This is a genomic window from Alkalispirochaeta alkalica DSM 8900 (genome assembly GCF_000373545.1).
GTDB lineage: Bacteria > Spirochaetota > Spirochaetia > DSM-27196 > Alkalispirochaetaceae > Alkalispirochaeta > Alkalispirochaeta alkalica.
Genome location: NZ_KB891725.1, coordinates 112,195 through 134,002, shown reverse-complemented (window position 1 = coordinate 134,002; position 21,808 = coordinate 112,195). Strand labels below are relative to the sequence as shown.

The following is a 21,808-nucleotide window of genomic DNA, read 5'->3' as shown; positions in this document are numbered from 1 at the left end:
GAGGGCCCGAACCACCAGGGCCGTCACCGCCGAGGCGCCCAGAGCGATCAGAACGGGCAGAATCATCGCTTCCCCTGTCATGAGACGATCCTGCCCGCCGGGGGGACCCGTGTCAACAGCAGCCGATCCCCGGGTTAGCGATCCTCCAGGGGCTGCGCCTCGAAACCGAGCGGTTTCAGGACGGCGTTCACCGCAGCAAGATCGGGAGCGTCCGCGCCACGATACTCCAGGACCAGCCGCTTTTCAGCTGCCGAGGCCCGGGCTTTCCTCACCCCCGCTACCCCCCGGACCGCTCCCGTCACCTTGGCCTCACAGTGCCCGCAATTCATGGCAGGAACCAGATACTCCACCGACCCCCGCGATACTCCGAAAAATCCCATGGCAATCCTCCTGAAAACACAGGCTACCGCTCCCNACCCTCCCGGTCAAGTACCCTCGGGGGGTACCCTATTCCAGAGAGGAGAAACCGTCTTGCCTATCTCNGGAAGGGGATGCACAATAGGGNATGGTACGACGATCACCCCGTTCTGGCCGTGCCCCCGCAGGGGGGTGCCTCGCTGTGGCCCTGGCGCTTTTCTTTTTTCCTGGCGGCCTTCTCCCCCTGACNGCCCTTCCCCTCCGGTCGGTGACCCTTCTCACCAGCGGCGTAGGAGAGTTTGTTCACCGGGGGACTGTTTCGGGCTCGGGGACGCTCACTTTCTCCGTGGCCCGGGAGGAGATGAGCGATTTTCTGCGCTCCCTCACCCTGATTGACCACGATGGGGGAACCCTCGACCTGGCAGAATACCCCACGGGGAGCGACCAGAAACTTCAGGACGTCCAGAAGCTGGCCGACCTGCTGCGCCAGCTCCGGGGAACACCCCTGGAGGTGGTCCTGCACCGGGAGGAGTCTCACCAGGACGCNCCCGATTCTGTAGCGGGCACCCTGGTCGGCTCCGGCGCGGAGACGATTCTCCTCGCCCGGGACCAGGCTTTCCGGGAAATACCGCTCTCCCGGGTGGCGATTCTCCGCAGTACCGATCGGGCGGTGCAGGAATCGCTCGATACGGCCCTGGCATCGCTTGCCCGAACCGCCCGGGAGAAGGACCGCCGGGAGGTCACGCTCTCCTACTCGGGCAGGGGGGAACGGACCCTGGAGATCCGCTATCTCCGGGAAATGCCCCTCTGGAACACCACCTACCGGATCGTCCTGGACCCGGAAGACCGCAGCGGGCTCCTCCAGGGATGGGCCCACATCGACAACACCACCGATCTGGACTGGGAGGGGGTCGAGCTGACCCTCACGGCGGCGAACCCCAGAACCTACCGGTTCGATCTCTACCGTCCCCGCTACGTGCAGCGACCGCTCTTCGGGGCTCCCGAAGAACCCCGCATCGCCCGGATGGCCCGCAGCGCCGACCAGCTCACCTTCGCCGCAGCGCCCCCCGAGCTCTCCCGGGAAGAGCTGCTCACGGGGATGACCTTCACCCTTCCTTCTCCGGTGACGATTCCCCGGGGACGCTCCGTGATGGTGCCCGTGGTGAACACCTCCGTGCCGGCCGAACCGGTGCGGTACATCTCTCCCGACCAGGACCACGGCCGCCCCCGGGCAGCGGTGCGTTTCACCAACGAGAGCGACGATGTTCTTCCCCCGGGTCCCCTCACGGTCTACGAGGGCCCGCGTTACGTCGGCGACGGTTCGATCCCCCTCNTGCCCTCCCGGGGCGAGACGATCGTGACCTACGCNGTGGATCCCCATCTGGAAGTCACCTCCCGGTCCGACGGGGTCGAGGAGGAGATATCCACCCTCACCCTGGCCGAGGGCATTCTGATTGAGGAACGCCGGGCCCGGATACGCACCACCTACGAGGTTCGTTCCCTGGGAACGGACCGGTCCGATACGCCCGTGGTGATCTCCCACCGCCGGAGGGAGGGGTGGGAGGTGGTCGCTCCCGCCGATCACACCCTCCAGGGGCAGAACGTTCTGGTACCCCTGCGGGGGAGTTCTGTCACGGTCATGGAAGAGCAGCTCCGACAGCAACGCTACTCCCTGACTGAACTGGACCAGGAGCTGCTGGCCCAGTTCAGCAGCAACCGGCTCATCGACCCCACGGTGCGCCGNACTCTCCAGAATATTGCCGCCCTGCGGAGCTCCCTGGAAGAGAATCGCCGGACCCGGCANAATCGGGAAGCGCGCCGGGACGAGATCTTCACCGACCAGCAGCGTATCAGCACCAACATGGCCCAGCTGGAGCGCACCTCATCGCTCTACCGGGAGTACACCCGGGCCCTGACCCATCAGGAGGAGGAACTCCGGCGGCTCCAGGANACCCTCCAGGAGGCTCGCCAGGGCGAGGAGCGTGCCCGGGAGGCTCTGCGCGATTATCTTCAGACCCTGGGCGCAGACCTCTGAAATTTACCGCTGACTTCTGAATCCTGGCGGTAGACCCGAGGGTGGCTCCGTGGGCCACCCGGCGNTCCCGCCGTTGCCGGAGCGTGCTCCGTGGACCACCCGGCGGTCCCGCGGTCAGGTGATCGACCTGATGGCTGGCCGGTCCGGCGATGCGTCGATCGGCCCGCTGGCTGGCCGGTCCTGAAATCAGTTTGCCCGCTGGCTGGCCGGTCTCGCGCAAAACTTGACTATTTTACCGTGTTTTATGATCTTTCTCCCATGAGTGATATAACATTTTCCGTGACGGCCACGGCGGCCTCACCCACACGCACCGATGTGCAGGCACGAAATTTCTCCCTTGTCCTGGATGAACCCCCTTCGCTGGGCGGGACCGACTCGGGCCCCAACCCCGTTGAGTACGAACTGGCCTCCCTGGCGGGTTGTCTGAACGTGACGGGCCACGTCGTTGCCCGGGAGATGGGCATATCCATCGAGAGCCTCACCATGACCCTCTCGGGGGCTCTGAACCCCGCCAAATTCATGGGCCAAAGCGACGCCGACCGGGCGGGGTTCAAGGGGATCACCGTGGAGATGAAGGTCTCCTCCAGCGCCGACGAGGCAACCCTGGAGAAGTGGCGGACCACCGTGGAATCCCGCTGCCCCGTGAGCGACAACCTGGTCAACGGCACCGGTGTATCGATCAAGGTAACCACGTAGCTGCAGCGGGGGGGGACTCCTCCTCCGGACCCAGAGCCGCGCCGTCTTCCCGGAGATCGCGCGGCTTTCTCTTCTCCAGGGCATCGCTCCGGGGATGGCCCCGGGACGCGCTCCCGGAATTTCCCCGGCGGGTTTTTGTGGCATCCCGCGCGGGAATGCACTACTCTTAAGGTATGAGCAGAACAAGCGGTGAACATCGGTTCACGGGCGATCTCGCCCAGGAGTACGAGTTAATCACCCTGGCGTACCCCGATTTTGAGGCCTTCCAGCATCAGATGATCGAGGGTATCGATTTCAGCTCCGCCGGAACGGAACGGGATGTACCCTTCCACCTCCTGGAGATCGGCACGGGCGACGGCTTTACCACAACCCGCCTGGTTCAGGCCCTCCTCAAGGCCCCCGGAAAGGGGCTGATCACCACCATCGATAACGACCCGAACCAGCTCTCCAAGGCCCGGGAACACCTGCGGGAGGAGATCGGGAGCGGCCACGTTCATCTCCGGGAGTCCGACGCCCTGGCCTACCTCCAGGATTCCCCCGGCGAGAGCTTCGACGTGGTGGCCACGGCCTTCACCTTGCACAACCTCGAAACGGGCTACCGAAGGGAGGTGGAACGGCAGATCTTCCGCGTCCTGCGCCCCGGGGGGCTCTTCACCAACGCCGACAAATACGCTCCGCGGGGACAGGAACAGTTCGACGCCCTGGCCTACCAGATCGAGCGCTTCTTCCAGGCCTTTGTACCCCGGGGAAAGCTGGAAATTCTTCAAAAGTGGGTCTTGCACAACATCTCGGATCAGTCTCCCCGGTACGCCATGTTCGCCGACGAAACCCTGGAGCATCTTGAAGCGATCGGTTTCAGGGGGGTCGAGATCAGCCACCGCTCGCATATGCAGGCGGTCCTGCGCGCCCGCGTCCCCTGAGCCACGGAACGCAGTACCCGGGCTGGTCGCTGCGGGCCGGACTCTTTCGGCACCGGGGCACCGGGGGCCTCGCATCGGGCGGACCGTTCCCGGTGATCGCTCCCTGGTGTACACTCCTTGGTGTACGATCCCCGGTACAGGATCCCCTGCGGTACCCGCGCGTGTGGCACCTGCGCCTGGTGCACCCGTGCCTGATTCATCTGCACCTGGGGCGATTTCGAAAGGCGCTCCCGTCGCACTCGCTTTCGTTTGAAAGTTATGGTATCTTCAAATCAAGGTCTTGCCCGGGATCGTTCCCGAGCGAACTGCCCCAGAAGGAGTCTCTGCCAGAATGGAACAGAAAAAACTGGGCATCGCCCTGGCCGGATACGGCATGATCGGCCGCCTCCACGCCATGAACTATCGACACATTCCCTTTATCTACCCCGGACGCCTGCCGGAACTTGAGCTGCGCGGCGTCTGCACCGCCCGGGAATCGTCAGCCCGGGCCGCCCAGGCCGAGGCGGGCTTCATCACCGCCACAACGGATATCGAGCGCCTTCTGGAAGACCCCCTGGTCCAGGTGGTGGACATCGCCCTCCCCAATAACCTGCACCTTCCCGTGGCCAGGGCGGCCCTGGCAGCGGGAAAACACGTCTACTGCGAGAAACCCCTGGCGGGGACGCTGGAAGACGCCCTGGCAATCCAGGCCGCCGCAGAGGAGGGACCAGGCACTTTCGGCATGGTCTTCCAGTATCGCTTCATCCCGGCGGTCCTGCGCGCACGGGAACTGCTCCAGCAGGGAGCGCTCGGAAGAATCTTCAGTTTCCGCGCAGAATACCTCCACAGCGGCTACCAGGACCCCCAGCGCCCTCTCACCTGGCGAATGAAGCGCGAGGCCGGCGGATCGGGTGCACTGGGTGACCTGGGCTCCCACGTAATCGACCTGATGCGATACCTGCTGGGAGATTTCGAGAGCCTCCAGGCTCACCTGGAACGGTTCATCCCCCGCCGCCCCCTCACCCGGGGGGGAACCGATCTGGGCGAGGTCACCGTGGATGACGCGGCCTGGCTCCGGGTCCGCCTGGCCAGCGGAGCCCTGGGCACGATCGAGGCCTCCCGCTTCGCCACGGGAACCCTCGATGACCTGCGTTTCTGGATCTACGGCGAGGGAGGGGCCCTTCATTTTGACCTGATGAACCCCAACTACCTGGCCTGGTTCGACGAGAACAACCCCGGAGGCGACCACGGTGGCCACCGGGGCTGGCAGATGCTCCAGACCGTCCAGCACTACCCGGGAGCCCTCACCCCACCAGCCCGATCGCCCCTGGGCTGGGACCGGGCACACACGGAAAACCAGGTTGCCTTTCTCGCGGCCGTGACATCGGGCAGGGAACCCTCGCCGGGAATCGCCGATGGTCTGGCCGTTCAGGCGATCCTGGATGGAGCCGAGCGATCAGCCGCAGCGGGAGGAGTCACGGTGGTACTCGATCATAGCCTGAGTGGCCACGAGGCGCCCTCGGGGAGGCTCCCATGAAAACACCTCCCCGGGAGTTGCTCCACCTGACCATGACCGACCGGATCGCCCGTCTCAGGGAGGCCACCCGTGGGGAGCAACGCCTCTTCTCCATCGACCAGGCCCTGATCATCACCGAGAGCTATCGGGATCACCGGGGTGAACCCCGGGTGCTTCAGCGGGCCCACGCTCTGGCGCGAGCCCTGCGGGAGATTCCCCTCAGGATAGACCCCGACGAGATGATCCTGGGGAACCGAACGCCCTCGATCAGGGCCGGAGTCGTCACTCCCGAAGCGGGGATCTCCTGGATCGAGCGTGAGCTGGCCACCCTGGAAGACCGCCCCCAGGATCCCTTCGCAGTTCGCCCCGACGATGCCCGACGCTTTACCGAAGAGATCCGCCCCTTCTGGCGGGGAAAAACTCTGGAGGAGGCCGTGGAGGAACGGCTCGGCCGGGAAATCGAGGCGATCAGGAGGGTGGTAAAAATTAACCAGACCGACCACGCCCAGGGCCATATCTGCCCCAACGTTCCGCGCTGGCTCTCTCTGGGACCCCGGGGGATTCAGGAGGAGGCTGAGCTGCGACTCCGGGATGCCCCCGACGAGGAACAACCCTTCCTCCAGGCGGTGGTGGTGGTCATGGAGGGGGCCCTCGATTTTATCACTCGCTACAGCGAGCTCGTCCGGGGGACCCCGGCAGGGGATATCTGCTCGGCCCTGACCCGACGTCCTCCCCGGAGCTACCACGAGGCGCTTCAGTCGGTGTGGTTTCTCTTTGTGATTCTCCAGATGGAATCGAACGCCTCGTCCTTTTCCCCGGGCAGGATGGATCAGTACCTGCTGCCCTTCCTCGAGGAGGATCTCCGGAAGGAAACCCTCACCATCGCCGGGGCGCTGGAGCTTACGGAAGCTCTCTGGATAAAATTCAACCAGATTGTCTATATGCGAAACGCCAGTTCGGCCGAATATTTCGCCGGGTTCCCCATCGGGTTCAACGTGGCGATCGGGGGGATGAAACGCGATGGCTCCGATGGAACCAATATCCTCTCCTGGATCTTTCTGAAGGCCCAGGAACACCTGGGGCTCCCCCAGCCCAACCTGAGCGCTCGCCTCTGGAGGGGATCGCCCCGGGAGTTTATTGACCAGTGCGCGCGCGTAATCGGTCTGGGAAGCGGTATGCCCCAGATCGTGAACGACGAGAGCATTATTCCTGCCCTGGAATCTCTGGGGATCGACCGGGACGATGCCCGGGACTACGCCGTGGTGGGGTGCGTGGAACTCTCGCCCTCGGGGAACAGCCTGGGCTGGAGCGACGCCGCCATGTTCAACCTCGTGAAGGCCCTGGAACTGGCCCTGAACGACGGGGTGTGCCTCCTCACGGGAGAGCGCCTTGGCCCGGCCACGGGAACCCTGGAAGACTATCCCTCCTTTGAGGCGCTCCAGGAGGGGTTCCGTCGGCAGATCGACTATTTCATGGACCGCATGATCCCCCTCTGCGACGCCGTAGACCGGATGCACGCCGAGTTCCTTCCCTCGCCTTTCCTCTCGGCCCTGGTGGACTCCTGCCTGGAATCGGGACGGGATGTCACCGCCGGGGGCGCCCGTTACAATCTCTCGGGAATCCAGGCAATCCAGGTGGCCAACGTGGCCGACAGCCTGGCCGCGCTGAAACACCTGGTCTACGATACACACCAGATCCCGGCCGCACGCGTGCTGAGCGCGCTCCGGGAGAACTTCGTCGGCGACGAGGAGCTCCGGAAAAACCTGATCTCCCGGGTACCCAAGTACGGGAACGACCAGGAATGGGTAGATCTCCTGGGGGCTCGCTGGGTGGAATACTTCGCCGACCGTCTGCAGAACTTCACCAACGCCCGGGGAGGGGCCTACCAGATGGGCCTCTACACCGTCTCGGCCCACGTTCCCATGGGGAAAAACGTGGGGGCCACCCCCGACGGACGCCGTGCCCGGGAACCCCTGGCCGACGGCGGGGTCTCAGCCATGTACGGCCGGGACACCGCAGGACCCACGGCGTTGCTGCGTTCCCTGGGACGGTTGCCCTTTTCCAAGGCGGGGAACGGCACCCTGCTGAACATAAAGTTCCTGCCCCGGACCTTCACAAACCCCGAGGAACGGGAAAAGTTTGTGGCCCTCCTCTACGCCATGCTCCTTCTGGGCATCCACCACCTGCAATGCAACGTGGTGGACGAGAAGACCCTCCGCGAGGCCCAGGCCCGTCCCGACGAACACGAGAACCTCACGATCCGCGTTGCCGGCTACACCGCCTACTTTGTGGAGCTCGCGCCGGACCTGCAGGAGGAGATCATCACGCGCACAACCTACGGAGAGACGCCCCTATGAACGCACCAGCACCAAACCAGGCACGGAACGGGACGAGCCCACACCGGGGAGAAACAGGAACGATCACGGGCCGCGTCTTTGACATCAAGCGCTTCGCCCTGCACGACGGCCCCGGCATACGGACCACGGCCTTTCTCAAGGGGTGCCCCCTGGCGTGCCGGTGGTGCCAGAATCCCGAGGGGATACCCCGGGATCCCCTCCTCTTCTACCACCGCGAACAGTGTATCCGGTGTCGCCGCTGCATCGGGGTCTGCCCCGAGGGAGCCCTCTCGGCCCGGGAAGAACACTCCGGGGGCGCCGGCGATACCAGAAATACCAGTGACACCGACGACCAGGGCGCCAGAACAGATTTCATCACGATTGACCGCTCCCTCTGCCGGGGCTGTGGCCAGTGCATCGAGGCCTGTCCCACCAGAGCCCTCACCTGGGACAGCACCCTCTACACGGTGGAGGAACTCTTTCAGGAGCTGCAGAAAGACCGGGTCTTCTTTGATTCCTCCGGCGGGGGCATCACCCTCTCGGGGGGAGAACCCCTGGCCCAACCCGAGTTTGTCCAGGCCCTGCTGGAACGATGCCACACCGAGGGCCTCCACACCGCTCTGGAGACAACCCTCCAGACGAGCCGGGCCGTGCTGGAACGGGTCCTGCCCCTGACACGACTCTTCCTGGCGGACCTCAAACTGGCCGACCCGGAAGAACACCGCCGGTTCACGGGGGTGGCGAACCAGCAGATTCTTGAGAACGCCCGCTTTCTGGCAGACCGGAAGGCACCGATCCTCTTTCGCCTCCCCCTCATTCCCCAAACAACCACATCTCATGATAATATCAGCAGGATCGCCCGATTTGTAAAATCCCTGCCCGGGAACTACTCTCTCGAGTTGATCAACTTTAATCCCCTGGCGTCGGGCAAGTACCGGATGCTGGGACAGCCCTATCCCTACGCGGACCATACCGCCCCCCTGCCGGAACCGGAGGTAGAGGCCCTGGCCGCGCTGGTGAGGGCCGAAGGAGTACCACGTGGCTGATAGCACCACCAAAACACCCCAGGGGGCAGAGAAGCCCGTCGCAGCAGTAGATATCGGCGCCACAAAAACAGTGGTGGCCCGCTTCGAAAACCACCAGGTCCAGCAGATCGCGCGGTTCCCCACACCCCGAAACCCCCGGCACATGGTCGACGAGATCACCGCGACCCTCCGGAAAGCCTCACTCACGGGAACCGCCATCGATCGTGTAGGCGTGGGAGCACCGGGTCCCCTGGACGCACAGGCGGGCCGCTTTCTGAAACTCCCCAACCTCCCCGAATGGGAGGGGTTCCCCTTTGTGGAAGCTCTGGAGGAGGCGACGGGCGCTCCCGTCCGGTTCGAAAACGACGCCACGGCGGGTGCGCTGGGAGAAGCGCTCTACGGCAAGGGCAGATCCTACCGGTCCATGTTCTATATTACCCTCAGTACCGGGGTCGGCGCGGGGCTGATCATCGACGGAACAATCTTCCCCGGCTATCGGGGACTGGCAGGTGAGGTTCACGCCCTGGATCCGGGGACCTTCTTCGGCGGGGAAACGGGAGAAACCATCATCGAGCGCGCCTCCGGCCCCGGCATGGTACGCGCTGCCCGGCGCCTCCTGGCAACGGGCATGGCCTCATCGCTCCAGGAGGAATCCCTCGATACCTACGCCCTCTTCGCCGCCCTGGACCGGGGAGATCCCCTGGCGCAGGAGGTCGCGCGATCGGCCCGGGACGCCGTGGCAGGGCTCCTGGTGAGCGTTCTCACCATCGTCGCCCCCGAGGTGATCGTCATCGGAGGGGGGCTCTGCACCGAGAGCCGCTGGCTGGTAGACCCCATCCGCGAACGGGTCCGGGAGGCCCTCTCCATACCGGAACTCCGGGATGTTCCCCTGGAGCGGGCAGAACTCTGGGACAAGGCGGTCCTCTTCGGAGCCGCCCGGCTCTGATCCCCGCCAGCTCCGGGCCGGGGCGACCGGTCTGCTGCACCCTACCCGGCCCGGGGCACCCCGGGAGACCGGGCGGGCCTCAGGCCCTTCCCAGAATCGCCATCACCCGATCCACCGCCTCCTCCACCGAGAGGAGGTGAGTGTCCACCAGCAGTTCGCACTCCTCTCCGGGAGCCTCGTAGGGGGCGTCCACGCCGGTGAAACCGGGAATCTCCCCGGCCCGGGCCCGTCGGTAGAGCCCCTTGGGGTCCCGCCGCTCCGCCTCAGCGGCCGGTGCATCCACATGAACCTCCACGAACCCACCCTCGGGGAAGAGACTCCGCACAAAGGCCCGCTCCTCCCGGTAGGGAGAGATGAAGGTACAGAGCACAATATGCCCCGTATCGTAGAAAAGCCGGGCCACATGACCAACACGGCGGATATTCTCCCGCCTGTCGGCCCGGGTGAAACCCAGATCGCCGTTCAGTCCGTGACGGACATTATCGCCATCCAGCCGAACCACCTGGAGACCCTGATCAAAGAGCCGCTTCTCCACCTCCTTGGCGATCGTGCTCTTGCCGGCCCCGGAGAGACCGGTAAACCAGAGACACTGCGGTTCGTGGCCGTTCCTGCGGACCCTGTCCCGGGGGCCCACCAGGCCGGGATCCCAGACAATATCCGTGGACTGCCGGGGCTCGAGCCGATGCTTTCGTTCTTCCCGCTTGAGCTCTTCGATGGTACTCCTCGAGGAGTAGCGGATCATGCCCGCTCCAACGGTGCGGAAATCGTTGGGATCGATCAGGATGAATCCCCCGGTGCTGCGGTTCCGCTCGTAGGGATCAAAGAAAAGCTCCGAAGCCGCCGTGATCTTAACCCGGCCGATCTCATTGAGGGCCAGCGTTTCGGACTCGTTCCGGTGCAAACTGTTCACATCGAGCTGATACAGCACATCGTCCACCATCGCCTGGGTCCGCCGCGTGGTGTGCTGAATGATATAGGGGGTACCTACCGCCAGGGGGGCCCGCTCGTCCATCCAGGCCAGGGTCGCCTCGAACTCCTGGGATACCTCGGGGATATTGCGGCGCCGCACGATCATATCCCCCCGGCTGATATCGATCTCGTCCTCCAGGGTGATGATCACCGACTCGCCCTCGGCGGCCTCGGTCAGCTCCTGCTCGTAGAAATGGATACTCCTGACCCGGGAATGGTGCATGCTCGGCAGAACCACCACTTCCTCGCCCGGAGCGATCGTCCCCGAGACAATCTGCCCTGAAAAACCCCGAAAATCCTGGTGCGGACGAACCACGTACTGCACGGGAAAGCGGAAATCAACCAGATTCCGGTCGCTGCTGATCGTGACTGTTTCCAGGAACTCCAGCAAGGGAGCCCCCTTGTACCAGGGGGTCTTCTCGCTGCGGTTAACCACGTTATCGCCCACCAGGGCCGATACGGGAATGAAGGTGATATCCCGAAGCTGCAACTTCTGAACAAACTCCTGGTACTCCGCAACGATCTCCTGAAATCGCTCCTGCGAGTAATCCACCAGGTCCATCTTGTTCACGCAGACCACGATATGGGGAATTCCCAGCAAACTGGCGATAATACCGTGACGGCGACTCTGGGTGAGCACCCCGTGGCGCGCGTCGATCAGAATGATCGCCAGATCCGCCGTGGACGCACCGGTGACCATGTTGCGGGTATACTGCTCGTGACCGGGAGTATCGGCGATGATAAACTTGCGCTGCGCCGTGGAAAAATAGCGGTACGCCACGTCGATGGTGATTCCCTGCTCCCGCTCCGCCCGAAGCCCGTCCGTCAGGAGTGCGAGATTCACCGACTCCTCTCCCCGGAGCTTGCTGGAGTGCTCAAGCTGATCCATCTGATCCTGGAATATCTGCTTTGAATCGTAGAGAATCCGTCCGATCAACGTACTTTTGCCGTCATCCACACTGCCGGCGGTGGTGAAGCGAAGAAGATCCCGCTCTTTGACAATCTGGGTGGTGCTCATCAGAAATACCCCTGTTTCTTTCGATCTTCCATAGCTGCCTCGCTGCGGCGGTCGTCAGCCCGNCCGCCCCGCTCGGTTACCCGGGTTGCGGCGATCTCGTTGACAATATCATCGAGCGTATTGGCTCTGCTCTCGGTGGCTCCCGTGCAGGTCATATCGCCGATCGTTCGGAACCGCACCCAGGCGGTCTCGGCCTCTTCGCCTTCAACGGGCTGGTTGTAGTCTCCCACGGCGAGGATAACCCCGTCGCGACGGACAATCTCCCGCTGATGAGTAAAATAGAGGGTCGGCAGGTCGATCGCCTCGCGCTGGATATANTGCCACACGTCCAGCTCCGTCCAGTTGCTTATGGGAAAGGCCCGCAGGTGCTCCCCGGGGCGTTTCATGCCGTTATAGAGGTTCCATAACTCGGGGCGCTGGTTCTTGGGATCCCACTGGCCAAAACGATCACGAAAACTGAAAAACCGCTCCTTGGCCCGGGCCTTTTCCTCGTCCCGCCGGGCGCCTCCCAGGGCGCAATCAAACTTGAACTCATTCAGGGCATCCAGCAGGGTCACCGTTTGCAGGCCATTTCTGCTGGGGTTGGGCCCCTCTTCTTCTTTTGCCCGCCCCTGGCGGATCGAATCCTCCACGGAGCGAACAATGATCCGGGCATCGATCCTGGTCATCCACCAGTCGCGATANCGCAGGGTCTCCTGAAAGTTGTGGCCCGTGTCGATGTGCATCAGGGGAAAGGGTATTTTCCCGGGGAAAAAGGCCTTCCGGGCGAGCCANGACATGACGATCGAGTCCTTTCCTCCGGAAAAGAGCATCACCGGCCGTTCGAACTGGGCGGCCACCTCGCGGATAACATAAATTGCCTCGGACTCGAGGATATCCAGCGTATTGCGCTGGTACGTGTTGGAAGCCATAGTTTATTCCTTTCTCTCCTCTCCCTGGCCGGACCCTTCCTGTCGGGCGGATCCGGACCTCGTTCTCCTCACCAGAAACCAGGGATTCAGAAGATCTTCCTTGTTATAGCGTAGCGGTCCCGCAGGACTTCCCTCCTCCCACCGCAGAACCTCGCACCCGGCGGCCCGGGCCAGAGCGTCTCCGGCAGCGGTGTCCCATTCCATGGTGGGGGCAAACCGGGGATACTCGTCGGCCGAGCCCTCGGCGACCCGACATATTTTCAGGGAACTCCCCGATGAAACAAGCTCCAGGAGAGGATGCTCCCGACGGCGCTCCTCAACGAACGCCGCAGTTTCGTCGCTCATGTGGGATCGGCTGGCCACAATCCGGTAGGGCCGGTCCCGGCAGGCCCCGTCATCGGGAAGGGTCCTGCTCCGGGAGAGAAAGCCCTCCAGATCACCCCGCCAGGAATCGGTGGACCCGCGCCAAGCTCCCTCCCCAGGCACCCCCAGGTAGGCCACCGCCAGGGCAGGAGCAACCACAACCCCCAGCACGGGAAGCGCGTCCCCCGTCCCGGACCGGCAAAACAGGGCGATGTTCACGGTGAACTCATCATTCTTCTTGATGAACTCCTTGGTCCCGTCCAGGGGATCCACCACCCAGAACCGGTTCCAGCGGGATCGTTCCTGATGGGGCTGATGCCGCCCCTCTTCGCTCAGGATGGGGATGGCCGGATCCGCCTCCTGGAGACGCCGGACGATGACCCTCTGCGCCCGCGTGTCAGCCTCGGTAAGAGGGGACGCGTCGCGCTTCGTCGTAACGGAAAAGTCCCCGCCGTAAACCTCCAGTATCTCCTGTCCCGCTTCCAGGGCCGCCCGCAGGGCCGCTTCCCGGAGCGGTCGTTCCGGTATCATCACCGTTCTTCTCCTTCCCGGTTCTTCTCTCTCCGGTCTCTGCCCCGGGCGACAGCCCCCCGGAGGCACGGATTTCATCCTCGCTGCACCTCAATCATAGCCCGTACCACACGGCAATTGCCGTGATACCCGTTACCGCCGTGAGAATGCTCAGGGGAATTCCCACCCTCAAGAAATCCAGAAACCGGTACCCNCCCGGCCCCTGGACGATCAGATTGGTCTGATACCCGATGGGAGTGGCAAAGCTCGCACTGGCACCCATGGCAACGGCCATCATAAAGGGTACCGGAGACAATCCCGTCTGCCGGGCCGCCTCAAAGGCGATCGGAACCACCAGGGCCGCTGCAGCATTATTGGTAATCAACTCCGTGAAGAGGCAGGTCACGAGGTAGACCGCCATCAGGGCACCCACTGTACCAAAGGGAGCAAAAAGATTCACCATCCCCCGGCTGATCATCCCGGCGGCGCCGCTGTTTATCAGCGCCTGGCTCACACCGAAGGCGGCCCCGATCGTGATCAGTACATCCCAGCGTATTGCTTCACGAGCCTCGTCGGGAGAAATCACCTTCCCCGCCACCAGGACCAGCGCCGCCCCGGCGGCTGCGTAGAACATGTCGATCCGGTTCCCGCCCAGCTCCGGCAAAAACCCTCCAAAGGCCGAGAGAAGGATCATCACCGTCACCGTAACCAGGGCAAAAACACCCTTTCTGCCCGCCCGGGGAACGATCTTCTCCACGGGACTCACCAGAAAGAAATCCCGGGAAAAGCGATAGCGCCGCACAAACCCTCCCCGGGCGAGCAATACCAGGGTGTCTCCGGAATGGAGCGTCACATCCCCCAGGCGGGTATTCACCCGCTCCCCTTTCCTGGTCACGGCCACCACGGCAGCATCGTAGCGACTCCGGAAATTGGCGTCTCTCACGGAACGGCCCAGAACAGGCGAGGTGCCGGAGACAACCACCTCGACCAGATGCTGTCTGATCGCCCGGGTATCGGCGGCCAGGGTCTCCTGGTCCACCGGCAGCAGTCCCCCACGCGTCATCAGGTCGGAGACACCATCGGTCCTTCCCGCAAAGAAGAGCCGGTCCCCCGGCGCAAGACGCCGGTCGGGAGTAATCGGAGCCAGGTAGGTCCCGGCCCGCTCGATACTGGTAAGATATACCCCCTGGAGACTCCTGAGCCGGGCCTGTTCGATTGTTTTTCCGATCAGGGGCGAGTCGGGAGGAACGATCATCTCGATAAAATACTCCCGGGGATCCTCGTCCAGCCCGGTGAGTACATCCTGCCGATGGGGCAAGAGACGCTGCCCCAGAAAAAACAGATAGACATATCCCACCACCGCCACAGGAATCCCTGCCCGGGCAACCTCAAAAAAACCGAACCCCTCAAGGCCATTCTGGAGCATCATCCCGTGAACCACCAGGTTTGTGCTGGTCCCGATCAGCGTGCAGATCCCCCCGAAGATAGACGCGTAGGAGAGGGGAATCAGGAACTTGCTCACCGGGAGGCGGCGCGCCGCAGCCCAGTTCTTTATGGTGGGGGCAAAAATCGTCACAATCGGAGTATTGTTCAAAAAAGCCGAGAGGAAAGTCACGGGAACCATCATCTTCATCATCAGGACCGGCAGAGAACCCGAGAATCGCCCCGGCCTGAGGGGGTTCTCCTGCCGGGAGCTTCTTTTCTCCGAGAGGAACCACTGCGCGATCGCCTGAAAAACCCCGGTGTTTTCCACGGCACGGCTCACGATGAAGAGCAGCCCCACCGTTGCCATGCCCTTGTTGGAAAATCCCGCCAGAGCCTCCCGGGGCGCAAGAACTCCCGCAAAGAGAAGCAGGATCAGAGCCGCACCGAAAACCATATCGGCCCCGGCCACATCGAACGCCAGGAGCAGAAAAATCAGTACCAGAATCGCCAGGGTGATGTACACAGTCTCTCCTTTTTCAGCTCTCTCCAGGCCCGGTCTTCCGGCACGCCCCTCTATCCCTGCCGATCACGTCCTGGCTTCCACAATCTTCAGGAACTCCGGACTCGTTGCCAGAAGGCTCTCGTAGGTACCCTGGGCCGCCACCGAACCCTTATCCAGCAGGATAATATTGTCGCAATTTTTGACGGTGCTTATGCGATGCGCGATCAGGAGAATGGTCTTTTTATGTGAAAGATTATCGATCGCCGTCATCACCTGTGCTTCCGTCACGTTATCGAGAGCGCTTGTTGCCTCGTCCATCACCAGTACTGCCGGATCGTGATAGACCGCCCGGGCAATTCCGATCCGTTGCCGCTGACCTCCCGAGAGACGGACTCCCCGTTCACCCACAAGTGTATCAAATCCCTGGGGTAGTTCCTGTTCGATAAAACTCAGAAGATTTGCCGTCTCTGCTGCCCGGCGAAGCCGGTCGGGATCAATCTGCTTGTGAGGCACACCGAAGGCGATGTTTCGGGCAATTGTATCGTCNCTCAGATAAATATGCTGGGGAACATAGCCCACGCCGGCCTGCCAGTTCCGGACATTTTCGGTGGTAACGGGAACACCATCGATACAGAGATCTCCCGAGAGGGGCGAGAGNAGCCCCAGAATGATATCGACGGTAGTTGTCTTTCCGCACCCCGTGGGCCCCACAAAACCAACGGTGGTATTTTTCTCTATCCTGATTGTGAGGTCCCTTATCACCTCTGTCTCCGCCCCGGGATAGGAAAAGGAGACCTTTTCCAGCGAGATCGCCTCGTCCAGATTCATCCGGGGAGGCGCCGTTTTGGGACCCAGAAAGCCCGCATCGGGGTTGCTCATGAGTTCCCGATAGATCAACTCCACCGCCGGCTGACTTCCCCGTAACTTGGCAATGTTCTTGTACAGGGCATCCAGCGTCGGCATCAGGCGGTACCCGGCCACGGCGTAAATACTGACCATGGCAACGGCACCTCCGAGATCTCCCGAATCGTGAATAAACCAGAGCACCACCAGAATGATCATGGAAAAAACGATGCTGTCCAGCACGTATTTCGGCAGTCTCCCGTAAACAGTTTTCAGCGTTACATAGCGCGCGATCTTTCGGGAAGGTTTCTTGTATTCCTCAAGAAAAACGTTCTCCTTTCCCATGAGCTTTGCATCCTTGATTCCGCCCAGAACCTCGCTCACCACCTGGAACCGCCGCTTGTTCGCCTCCAGACGCAACCGCCCGATTTTGAACAGTCGCATCCGGGTCACGGCATAGACACTCCCGTAGACACCCCCCAGAGCAAGGGTCATCACGGCGGCAACCAGGGGGTCAAGAGCTATCAGGAAGATCAGGATCGAGAGGGTAATCACCGATTTGGTGAGACACTCCAGCAGGGGAATAAGGTAGTGCTTGACCGTTTCCTGGACCTCCCCCAGAATGTTTCGCGTCAGCTCCGAGGAGTTCCTGTTCAGGAAAAATGCATAGGGCTGTGACAGGTACCGCGCCAGCAGTCGGGTTGATATGGAGTGGGCTCGCATCTGGCCAAAGCGGATCTCGGCGTAACGCACCACGGCAGCCACAATATTCCGCAAGACGGTGAAGACTATCACCGCGCATCCCAGNGCGATCACGAACTGGGCCTCACTGGAAAACCCGAAGGTCTCGTAGGCCCACAGCAGATAGGGGTTGGAATGAATCATGGGGGGATTCGTGACAACCGCCAGGAAGGGGCCGATAGATCCGACACCCACAACTTCAACAAGTGCAAGGAACACAATACCGCAGCACAGGAATAGCAACCGCTGCCGCTCTTTCGGGGAGAGGAGGGAAAGGATCTGCCTTATCGGGTTCGTCTCATCGGTCTTCATGGTATTCTCGCTTTCATCCGGATAGTTTCGGACAGTTTGTACGGTTCTTGTGGGGACCTCATGTACCCCCGAATCCTCATGTGCCCCGGAGCCTCATCCACAACAGCCCCAGGATCTCGTAGAAAAACCGCTCCGTTCTTTCCAGGGCCGAGGCAGAGGGCAGAAAATCCCAGGCGCTCCGCGGCCCCCGGTCCGTCAGGTACTGGGCCGGAGCGGGGAGNGGATCGATCCCCTGACGCCGGAAGAGCGCCCTGGCCCTGAGCATATGAGTCGCACAGGTCACCAGAACAACCCCCTCGGGAGACTCCCCTCCCTGGGGCATCCCCCCGGCCGAGGTCTCGATGAAGNGGCGAACAGCCCGGGCCTCCTGACTGGTATTATACGTTTTCCCGAGCATAATCACCTGTTCCCCGGGAACGGCCAGGGAACGAGCGGTCTCTCCCGCCACGGAGGCCATGGCGGGACCGGCACCGGGGGAATCCCCCGTGAAGATCAGCAGCGGTGGCTCCGCTTCCGGGGGAAGGGAGCGAACAAGGCGGACTCCCTCGAGCACCCGCCCCTGGGAACTCCTGGTCAATCGCGCCGCACCCTGCCGTTCCTCGTGGCGGTGAAGGCCGCCCCCCAGCACCACCACGTACCGCGTGTCGGGGGGCAGCTCTGCCAGGGTATCGAAGGGCCGCTCCAGAGCTCCCGCCAGGCTGTCGCTGACAGGGCTCCAGGAAATCAGGAAGATCCAGACCACTGCGCCGACGGTGAGACCGCGGGCAAGCCGTCGCCTCCCGCCCCGCAGGGAGATCCAGGCGGCCAGGGAGATCCAGAAAAAGAGCGGCACCGGAAAAAAGAGCCGGGCAATAATTTTCTGCACCGCGAAGATCACCGGCTTCCCCCGTACCCCCGGCCGATCAGATAGGCCTCGAAGGATTCACGCCGCACCGCCTCGGGGCGGTAGAGAGCAGCCGAGGAAAAGCCTTGCCGGAGCTGCCCCAGCAAAGCCTGTTCGCCCCCGCCCTGGAAGATCTTCGCCGCAAAGCTCCCTCCGGGCGACAACCACCGTGGCAGATAGTCCAGGATCGACTCCACCAGCGCCTCGGAACGCCCCGTGTCGATCAGCCGGTTCCCCGTTGTGGCCGGTGCGGCATCGCTGAGAACCGTCTGAAAGGGACCCCGGCCAGCGATCGTCTCAGCCAGATCAGGGCCGGTAAAATCGCCCTGGAGGCAGATCGCCCCCGCCAGAGACATCTCCTGGAGATCCACGGCGAGAACCTGCCCCGGCCCGGCTATCTCCAGGGCGTACTGCGTCCACGAACCGGGCGCTGCCCCAAGATCGAGGACCATTCCCCCCGAGGCAAGAAGACGGTATTTCTTCTGGATCGCTTCCAGTTTGTACACGCTCCGGGCGTGATAGCCCTGAGCCTGGGCCTTCCGGGCCAGATGATCCTGACGCCGACCTCCGGTTTTTGCCATAGGCCAAAGGTACCAGATCACGCGTCCCGACACCAGTCATCCCGGTCGACAGACCTCCCCGAACCTCCCTGTCTCCATTCCCCCTGCAGATCGTCATATCTTCACGACTTGACGATCCCCCGGTAAAGGCAATACCGTTGTGCCGTGAGACACCAACCACTATGGCGCCAACCCCTGCCCTACCGCGAGGGCAATGTAACGTTCGTTCTGATCGGCATCAACATGGCCGTCTTCTTCCTGACCACCATGAACCATAATCTGGCGACGCTTCTGGCGATGAACCCGATTCTGACGGTGGCACGCGGGTTCTGGTGGCAACCCTTCACCTACATGTTCGCCCATTCCGGGATGCGCCACCTCCTCTTCAATATGATGGGGCTCTTCTTCTTTGGCACCCAGGTGGAGCGCGAACTGGGAAGCTACGAGTTCCTCCTCTTTTACCTGCTCACGGGTGTTCTGGCGGGATTTTTCTCTCTGGCCATGTACTGGTTCACCGGAACCTACATGGTCTTTCTCCTGGGAGCCTCGGGAGCGGTCTTCGCCGTTCTGCTGGCCTTCGCAACCTTCTACCCCAACGCCCAGATTTTCATCTTCGGACTCATTCCCGTCCGGGCCTCCATGCTGGTGGTGGGATACACCCTGATCGAACTCTTTTCCCACAGCCGGGGCGGCAGCAACGTGGCTCACATGACACACCTGGCGGGGTTTGGCTTCGCCTACCTCTACTTTGTCATCCGCCTGCGAATCAGTCCGTGGCAGCGCTTCTTTCGCTGACCCTGCTCTTCGCCCTCGGCGGGCCACTCCAGGACGCGGTGGCCCGAAGTCCCGGCTCCCGGGACACGATCACCCTCGAACTCTGGACCATCGAGGATACCCTGATCCACCAGGACGGGTCCTCGCCCGAGGAGCGGCTCCTTCGGGAAGCCCGGTATACCCTCTCGGGAATGATCTACGGCTGGGATTTCACCTACACACCGGCGGACCCTCTGCGGCAGGTGGAAGAACTCTTTGAGCTGGAACCCCTGGGGTCCGTTGCCTGGGGAGACCCGGCACTCCGGCTCCGGGAGACCGGAAGCCACGAGGGAACCCGCTACGGGCAGTTCGATTACCGGCTCCCGCCGGAGGCGCAGGCCCATCGTTCCCAATGGGATTCCTTTGCCTCGCATCACAGCAGCGCGACNGCCAGGGGAGATCTCCTGGAGGGGTATCAGGGAAAGATCACCGCCCTGGAGCGCGCTCTGCACCGGGCGGTCCGGGATCATCTGCGCCCGCGTCACCCCAACAGACCCCGCCAGGTCCAGGGAAGCCTGATCCTCTCCCGCCCGCCCCGGTTCCGCACCGTTTCGGGATATTACGAGGCCACCGTAACGATCGTCCTGGAAGTTCGGGAGCTGACGGAGTATCGTCTGTTCTGACTCTTTTCCTGGCCCCTCCGGTCACCCCGTTGACTCAATATAGCGTAATACAGTAATAAGCCAGTATCTCCAGGCAGCACGCGCACCGTCGCTTCGACAGTGCAGTGAGACGCCTGGCCACATCACTTCTCCATGGAGACACCCCCAATGAAGAGACTCGTTCTGTTTCTTTTTTTTCTCCCCCTGCTCCAGCCAGCTGCCGGACCCGCGCCCTTCCGGTGGCATCAGATAGAAACCGATCAGTTTCGCATCATTTTTCAGGAGAAGGACCGGGCAGCAGCTGAAGAAGTCCTGAGCCTTGCCGACGACGTATACCGGAAAACCACATCCTACCTGGACTACCGGCCCACAGAACGGGTNCCCGTGGTGATCTACGGCGATACCGCCCNGGCCAACGGGTTCTTCTCACCCTTTCCGGGGCATATCNGCCTCTTTGTGGCCAGTCCGGTTGGACCCTGGATGGGAGCCCGCACGGAAGACTGGCTGGAAACACTCTTCATCCACGAACTGATTCACTACCTGCACATTACGCGGCCCGTGGGATTCTTTGGATTTCCCTCCCGTTTCTTTGGCCCCCTGCTGGCCTCGGCGAGCATGCTCTTTGCCCCGGGATGGGCGATCGAAGGGGTAACGGTCTACGGTGAGAGCACCCTCGCCCCGGGAGGNCGGGGAGATAACCCCTTCTTCGAGATGCAGGCCCTGGCGCCGATCCTGGAAGACCGGATGTACTCCTACGATCAGGCGGCCTTCAACCACCACGCCTACGCTCCCCGGGGCAGAATCTACACCGCAGGATACCTCATGGTGGACTACCTCACGGAAACCTACGGTGAGGATATCTTTATTCGCCTGAACCGCTCATTCCAGCGNGCACCCTTTCTGGGTATGCGCCGGGCGATCCGCCGGACCACGGGGGTAACGGCCCGGGATCTCTACCGATCCATGGTGGCAGACCTGCAGGACCGCTACGATCACCGGAGGGACCTTCCCCGGGGCGAAGCCCTCTCGCCGAAGGGACCGGGAAACTGGGACCTGCCCGTACCCACCGAGCGGGGACTCCTTACCTGGGGAAATCACTTTGACCGGGGACCTGGCCTGTACCTGCAAAGCACCCCGGGAGAACCCTGGCGCCTCCTGGCCCGAACCGAAGTAGCACCCTGCGAGTCCTGGACGGTCGACGCCCGGGGCACCCGGGCCGTGGTGGCCACCATAACAACCCATCCCTACCGACAGGGCATAGCCCCTGCCACGGGGGTGGCCTACTCCGATCTCTTTTTGCTGGACCTCTCGGCGCGCTGCGGGAGCCGCGACTGGTTTCANCCTCCCCAGGCGCGGAGGATCACCCACCGGGAACGGCTCTACCACCCGGCCCTCTCTCCCGACGGATCACACCTGGTGGCGATCGAGCGCCGGGGATCTTTCAGCAGGCTCGTTTCGGTTGATATCGCCTCGGGAGCGATCACTCCCCTGGTTGAAGCCCCCGAAGAGATGCTTCGAACNCCCTCCTTCTCNCCCGACGGGTCCC

Annotated in this window: 17 protein-coding genes; 9 read left to right on the top strand and 8 right to left on the bottom strand. The window is 62.7% G+C overall.

Annotated elements, in window-relative coordinates:
• Positions 1 to 134 precede the first annotated feature (134 nt).
• Positions 135 to 380 carry a heavy-metal-associated domain-containing protein gene (locus tag B071_RS17170; RefSeq protein WP_018527084.1) on the bottom strand — a complete coding sequence of 82 codons (246 nt, stop codon included), beginning with the start codon at positions 378 to 380 and terminating at the stop codon, positions 135 to 137.
• A 125-nt stretch (positions 381 to 505) separates the two neighbouring features.
• Here B071_RS17170 and B071_RS0110680 point away from each other — a divergent pair, with 125 nt between their 5' ends.
• From B071_RS0110680 to B071_RS0110650, 7 genes are all read left to right on the top strand, one after another.
• Positions 506 to 2,392, top strand: coding sequence for a DUF4139 domain-containing protein (locus B071_RS0110680; protein ID WP_083914865.1), 1,887 nt, complete (start codon positions 506 to 508; stop codon positions 2,390 to 2,392).
• Positions 2,393 to 2,650: 258 nt separating this feature from the next.
• The gene (locus tag B071_RS0110675; protein ID WP_026245164.1) at positions 2,651 to 3,088 is read left to right on the top strand and encodes an OsmC family protein; all 438 of its coding nucleotides are present in this window, start codon (positions 2,651 to 2,653) and stop codon (positions 3,086 to 3,088) included.
• A gap of 173 nt (positions 3,089 to 3,261) precedes the next feature.
• Positions 3,262 to 4,008 carry a class I SAM-dependent methyltransferase gene (locus B071_RS17165; RefSeq protein WP_018527081.1) on the top strand — a complete coding sequence of 249 codons (747 nt, stop codon included), beginning with the start codon at positions 3,262 to 3,264 and terminating at the stop codon, positions 4,006 to 4,008.
• 331 nt (positions 4,009 to 4,339) lie between these two features.
• Positions 4,340 to 5,524 carry a Gfo/Idh/MocA family protein gene (locus tag B071_RS17160; RefSeq protein WP_018527080.1) on the top strand — a complete coding sequence of 395 codons (1,185 nt, stop codon included), beginning with the start codon at positions 4,340 to 4,342 and terminating at the stop codon, positions 5,522 to 5,524.
• Entirely contained in the window at positions 5,521 to 7,860 is a 2,340-nt protein-coding gene (locus tag B071_RS0110660) for a glycyl radical protein (protein WP_018527079.1), read from the top strand. The genes B071_RS17160 and B071_RS0110660 overlap by 4 nt, the downstream gene beginning before the upstream one ends.
• Positions 7,857 to 8,885: a glycyl-radical enzyme activating protein gene (locus B071_RS0110655; protein WP_018527078.1), complete on the top strand. Its 1,029-nt coding sequence runs from the start codon at positions 7,857 to 7,859 to the stop codon at positions 8,883 to 8,885. The genes B071_RS0110660 and B071_RS0110655 overlap by 4 nt, the downstream gene beginning before the upstream one ends.
• Entirely contained in the window at positions 8,878 to 9,810 is a 933-nt protein-coding gene (locus B071_RS0110650) for an ROK family protein (RefSeq protein WP_018527077.1), read from the top strand. Before B071_RS0110655 ends, B071_RS0110650 begins: the two co-directional genes overlap by 8 nt.
• Before the next feature lie 79 nt (positions 9,811 to 9,889).
• Here the strand turns inward: B071_RS0110650 and cysN are convergent, their stop codons facing one another.
• The 7 genes from cysN to B071_RS0110615 form a co-directional block, all read right to left on the bottom strand.
• Positions 9,890 to 11,797 (bottom strand): sulfate adenylyltransferase subunit CysN, encoded by a 1,908-nt coding sequence (gene cysN, locus B071_RS0110645; RefSeq protein ID WP_018527076.1) that lies wholly within the window; start codon positions 11,795 to 11,797, stop codon positions 9,890 to 9,892.
• Complete coding sequence (gene cysD / locus B071_RS0110640; RefSeq protein ID WP_018527075.1) at positions 11,797 to 12,708, bottom strand: sulfate adenylyltransferase subunit CysD; 912 nt, start codon at positions 12,706 to 12,708, stop codon at positions 11,797 to 11,799. Before cysD ends, cysN begins: the two co-directional genes overlap by 1 nt.
• Before the next feature lie 3 nt (positions 12,709 to 12,711).
• On the bottom strand, positions 12,712 to 13,602 hold the full coding sequence (gene cysQ, locus B071_RS0110635; protein WP_018527074.1) for a 3'(2'),5'-bisphosphate nucleotidase CysQ: 891 nt from the start codon (positions 13,600 to 13,602) through the stop codon (positions 12,712 to 12,714).
• Between the two features lie 94 nt (positions 13,603 to 13,696).
• Entirely contained in the window at positions 13,697 to 15,529 is a 1,833-nt protein-coding gene (locus tag B071_RS0110630; RefSeq protein ID WP_018527073.1) for an SLC13 family permease, read from the bottom strand.
• Between the two features lie 63 nt (positions 15,530 to 15,592).
• The gene (locus B071_RS17155; protein WP_438829689.1) at positions 15,593 to 17,236 is read right to left on the bottom strand and encodes an ABC transporter ATP-binding protein; all 1,644 of its coding nucleotides are present in this window, start codon (positions 17,234 to 17,236) and stop codon (positions 15,593 to 15,595) included.
• Positions 17,237 to 17,480: 244 nt separating this feature from the next.
• The gene (locus B071_RS0110620; protein WP_438829688.1) at positions 17,481 to 18,032 is read right to left on the bottom strand and encodes a YdcF family protein; all 552 of its coding nucleotides are present in this window, start codon (positions 18,030 to 18,032) and stop codon (positions 17,481 to 17,483) included.
• Between the two features lie 245 nt (positions 18,033 to 18,277).
• Positions 18,278 to 18,868, bottom strand: a complete 591-nt coding sequence (locus B071_RS0110615) for an SAM-dependent methyltransferase (protein ID WP_026245160.1) — start codon at positions 18,866 to 18,868, stop codon at positions 18,278 to 18,280.
• A 144-nt stretch (positions 18,869 to 19,012) separates the two neighbouring features.
• On the opposite strand from B071_RS0110615, the gene B071_RS0110610 reads away from it, so the two are divergent.
• Both B071_RS0110610 and B071_RS20625 read left to right on the top strand, forming a co-directional pair.
• On the top strand, positions 19,013 to 19,642 hold the full coding sequence (locus B071_RS0110610; RefSeq protein WP_026245159.1) for a rhomboid family intramembrane serine protease: 630 nt from the start codon (positions 19,013 to 19,015) through the stop codon (positions 19,640 to 19,642).
• Positions 19,621 to 20,283: a hypothetical protein gene (locus B071_RS20625; protein ID WP_018527068.1), complete on the top strand. Its 663-nt coding sequence runs from the start codon at positions 19,621 to 19,623 to the stop codon at positions 20,281 to 20,283. Before B071_RS0110610 ends, B071_RS20625 begins: the two co-directional genes overlap by 22 nt.
• The last annotated feature ends 1,525 nt before the right edge of the window (positions 20,284 to 21,808 follow it).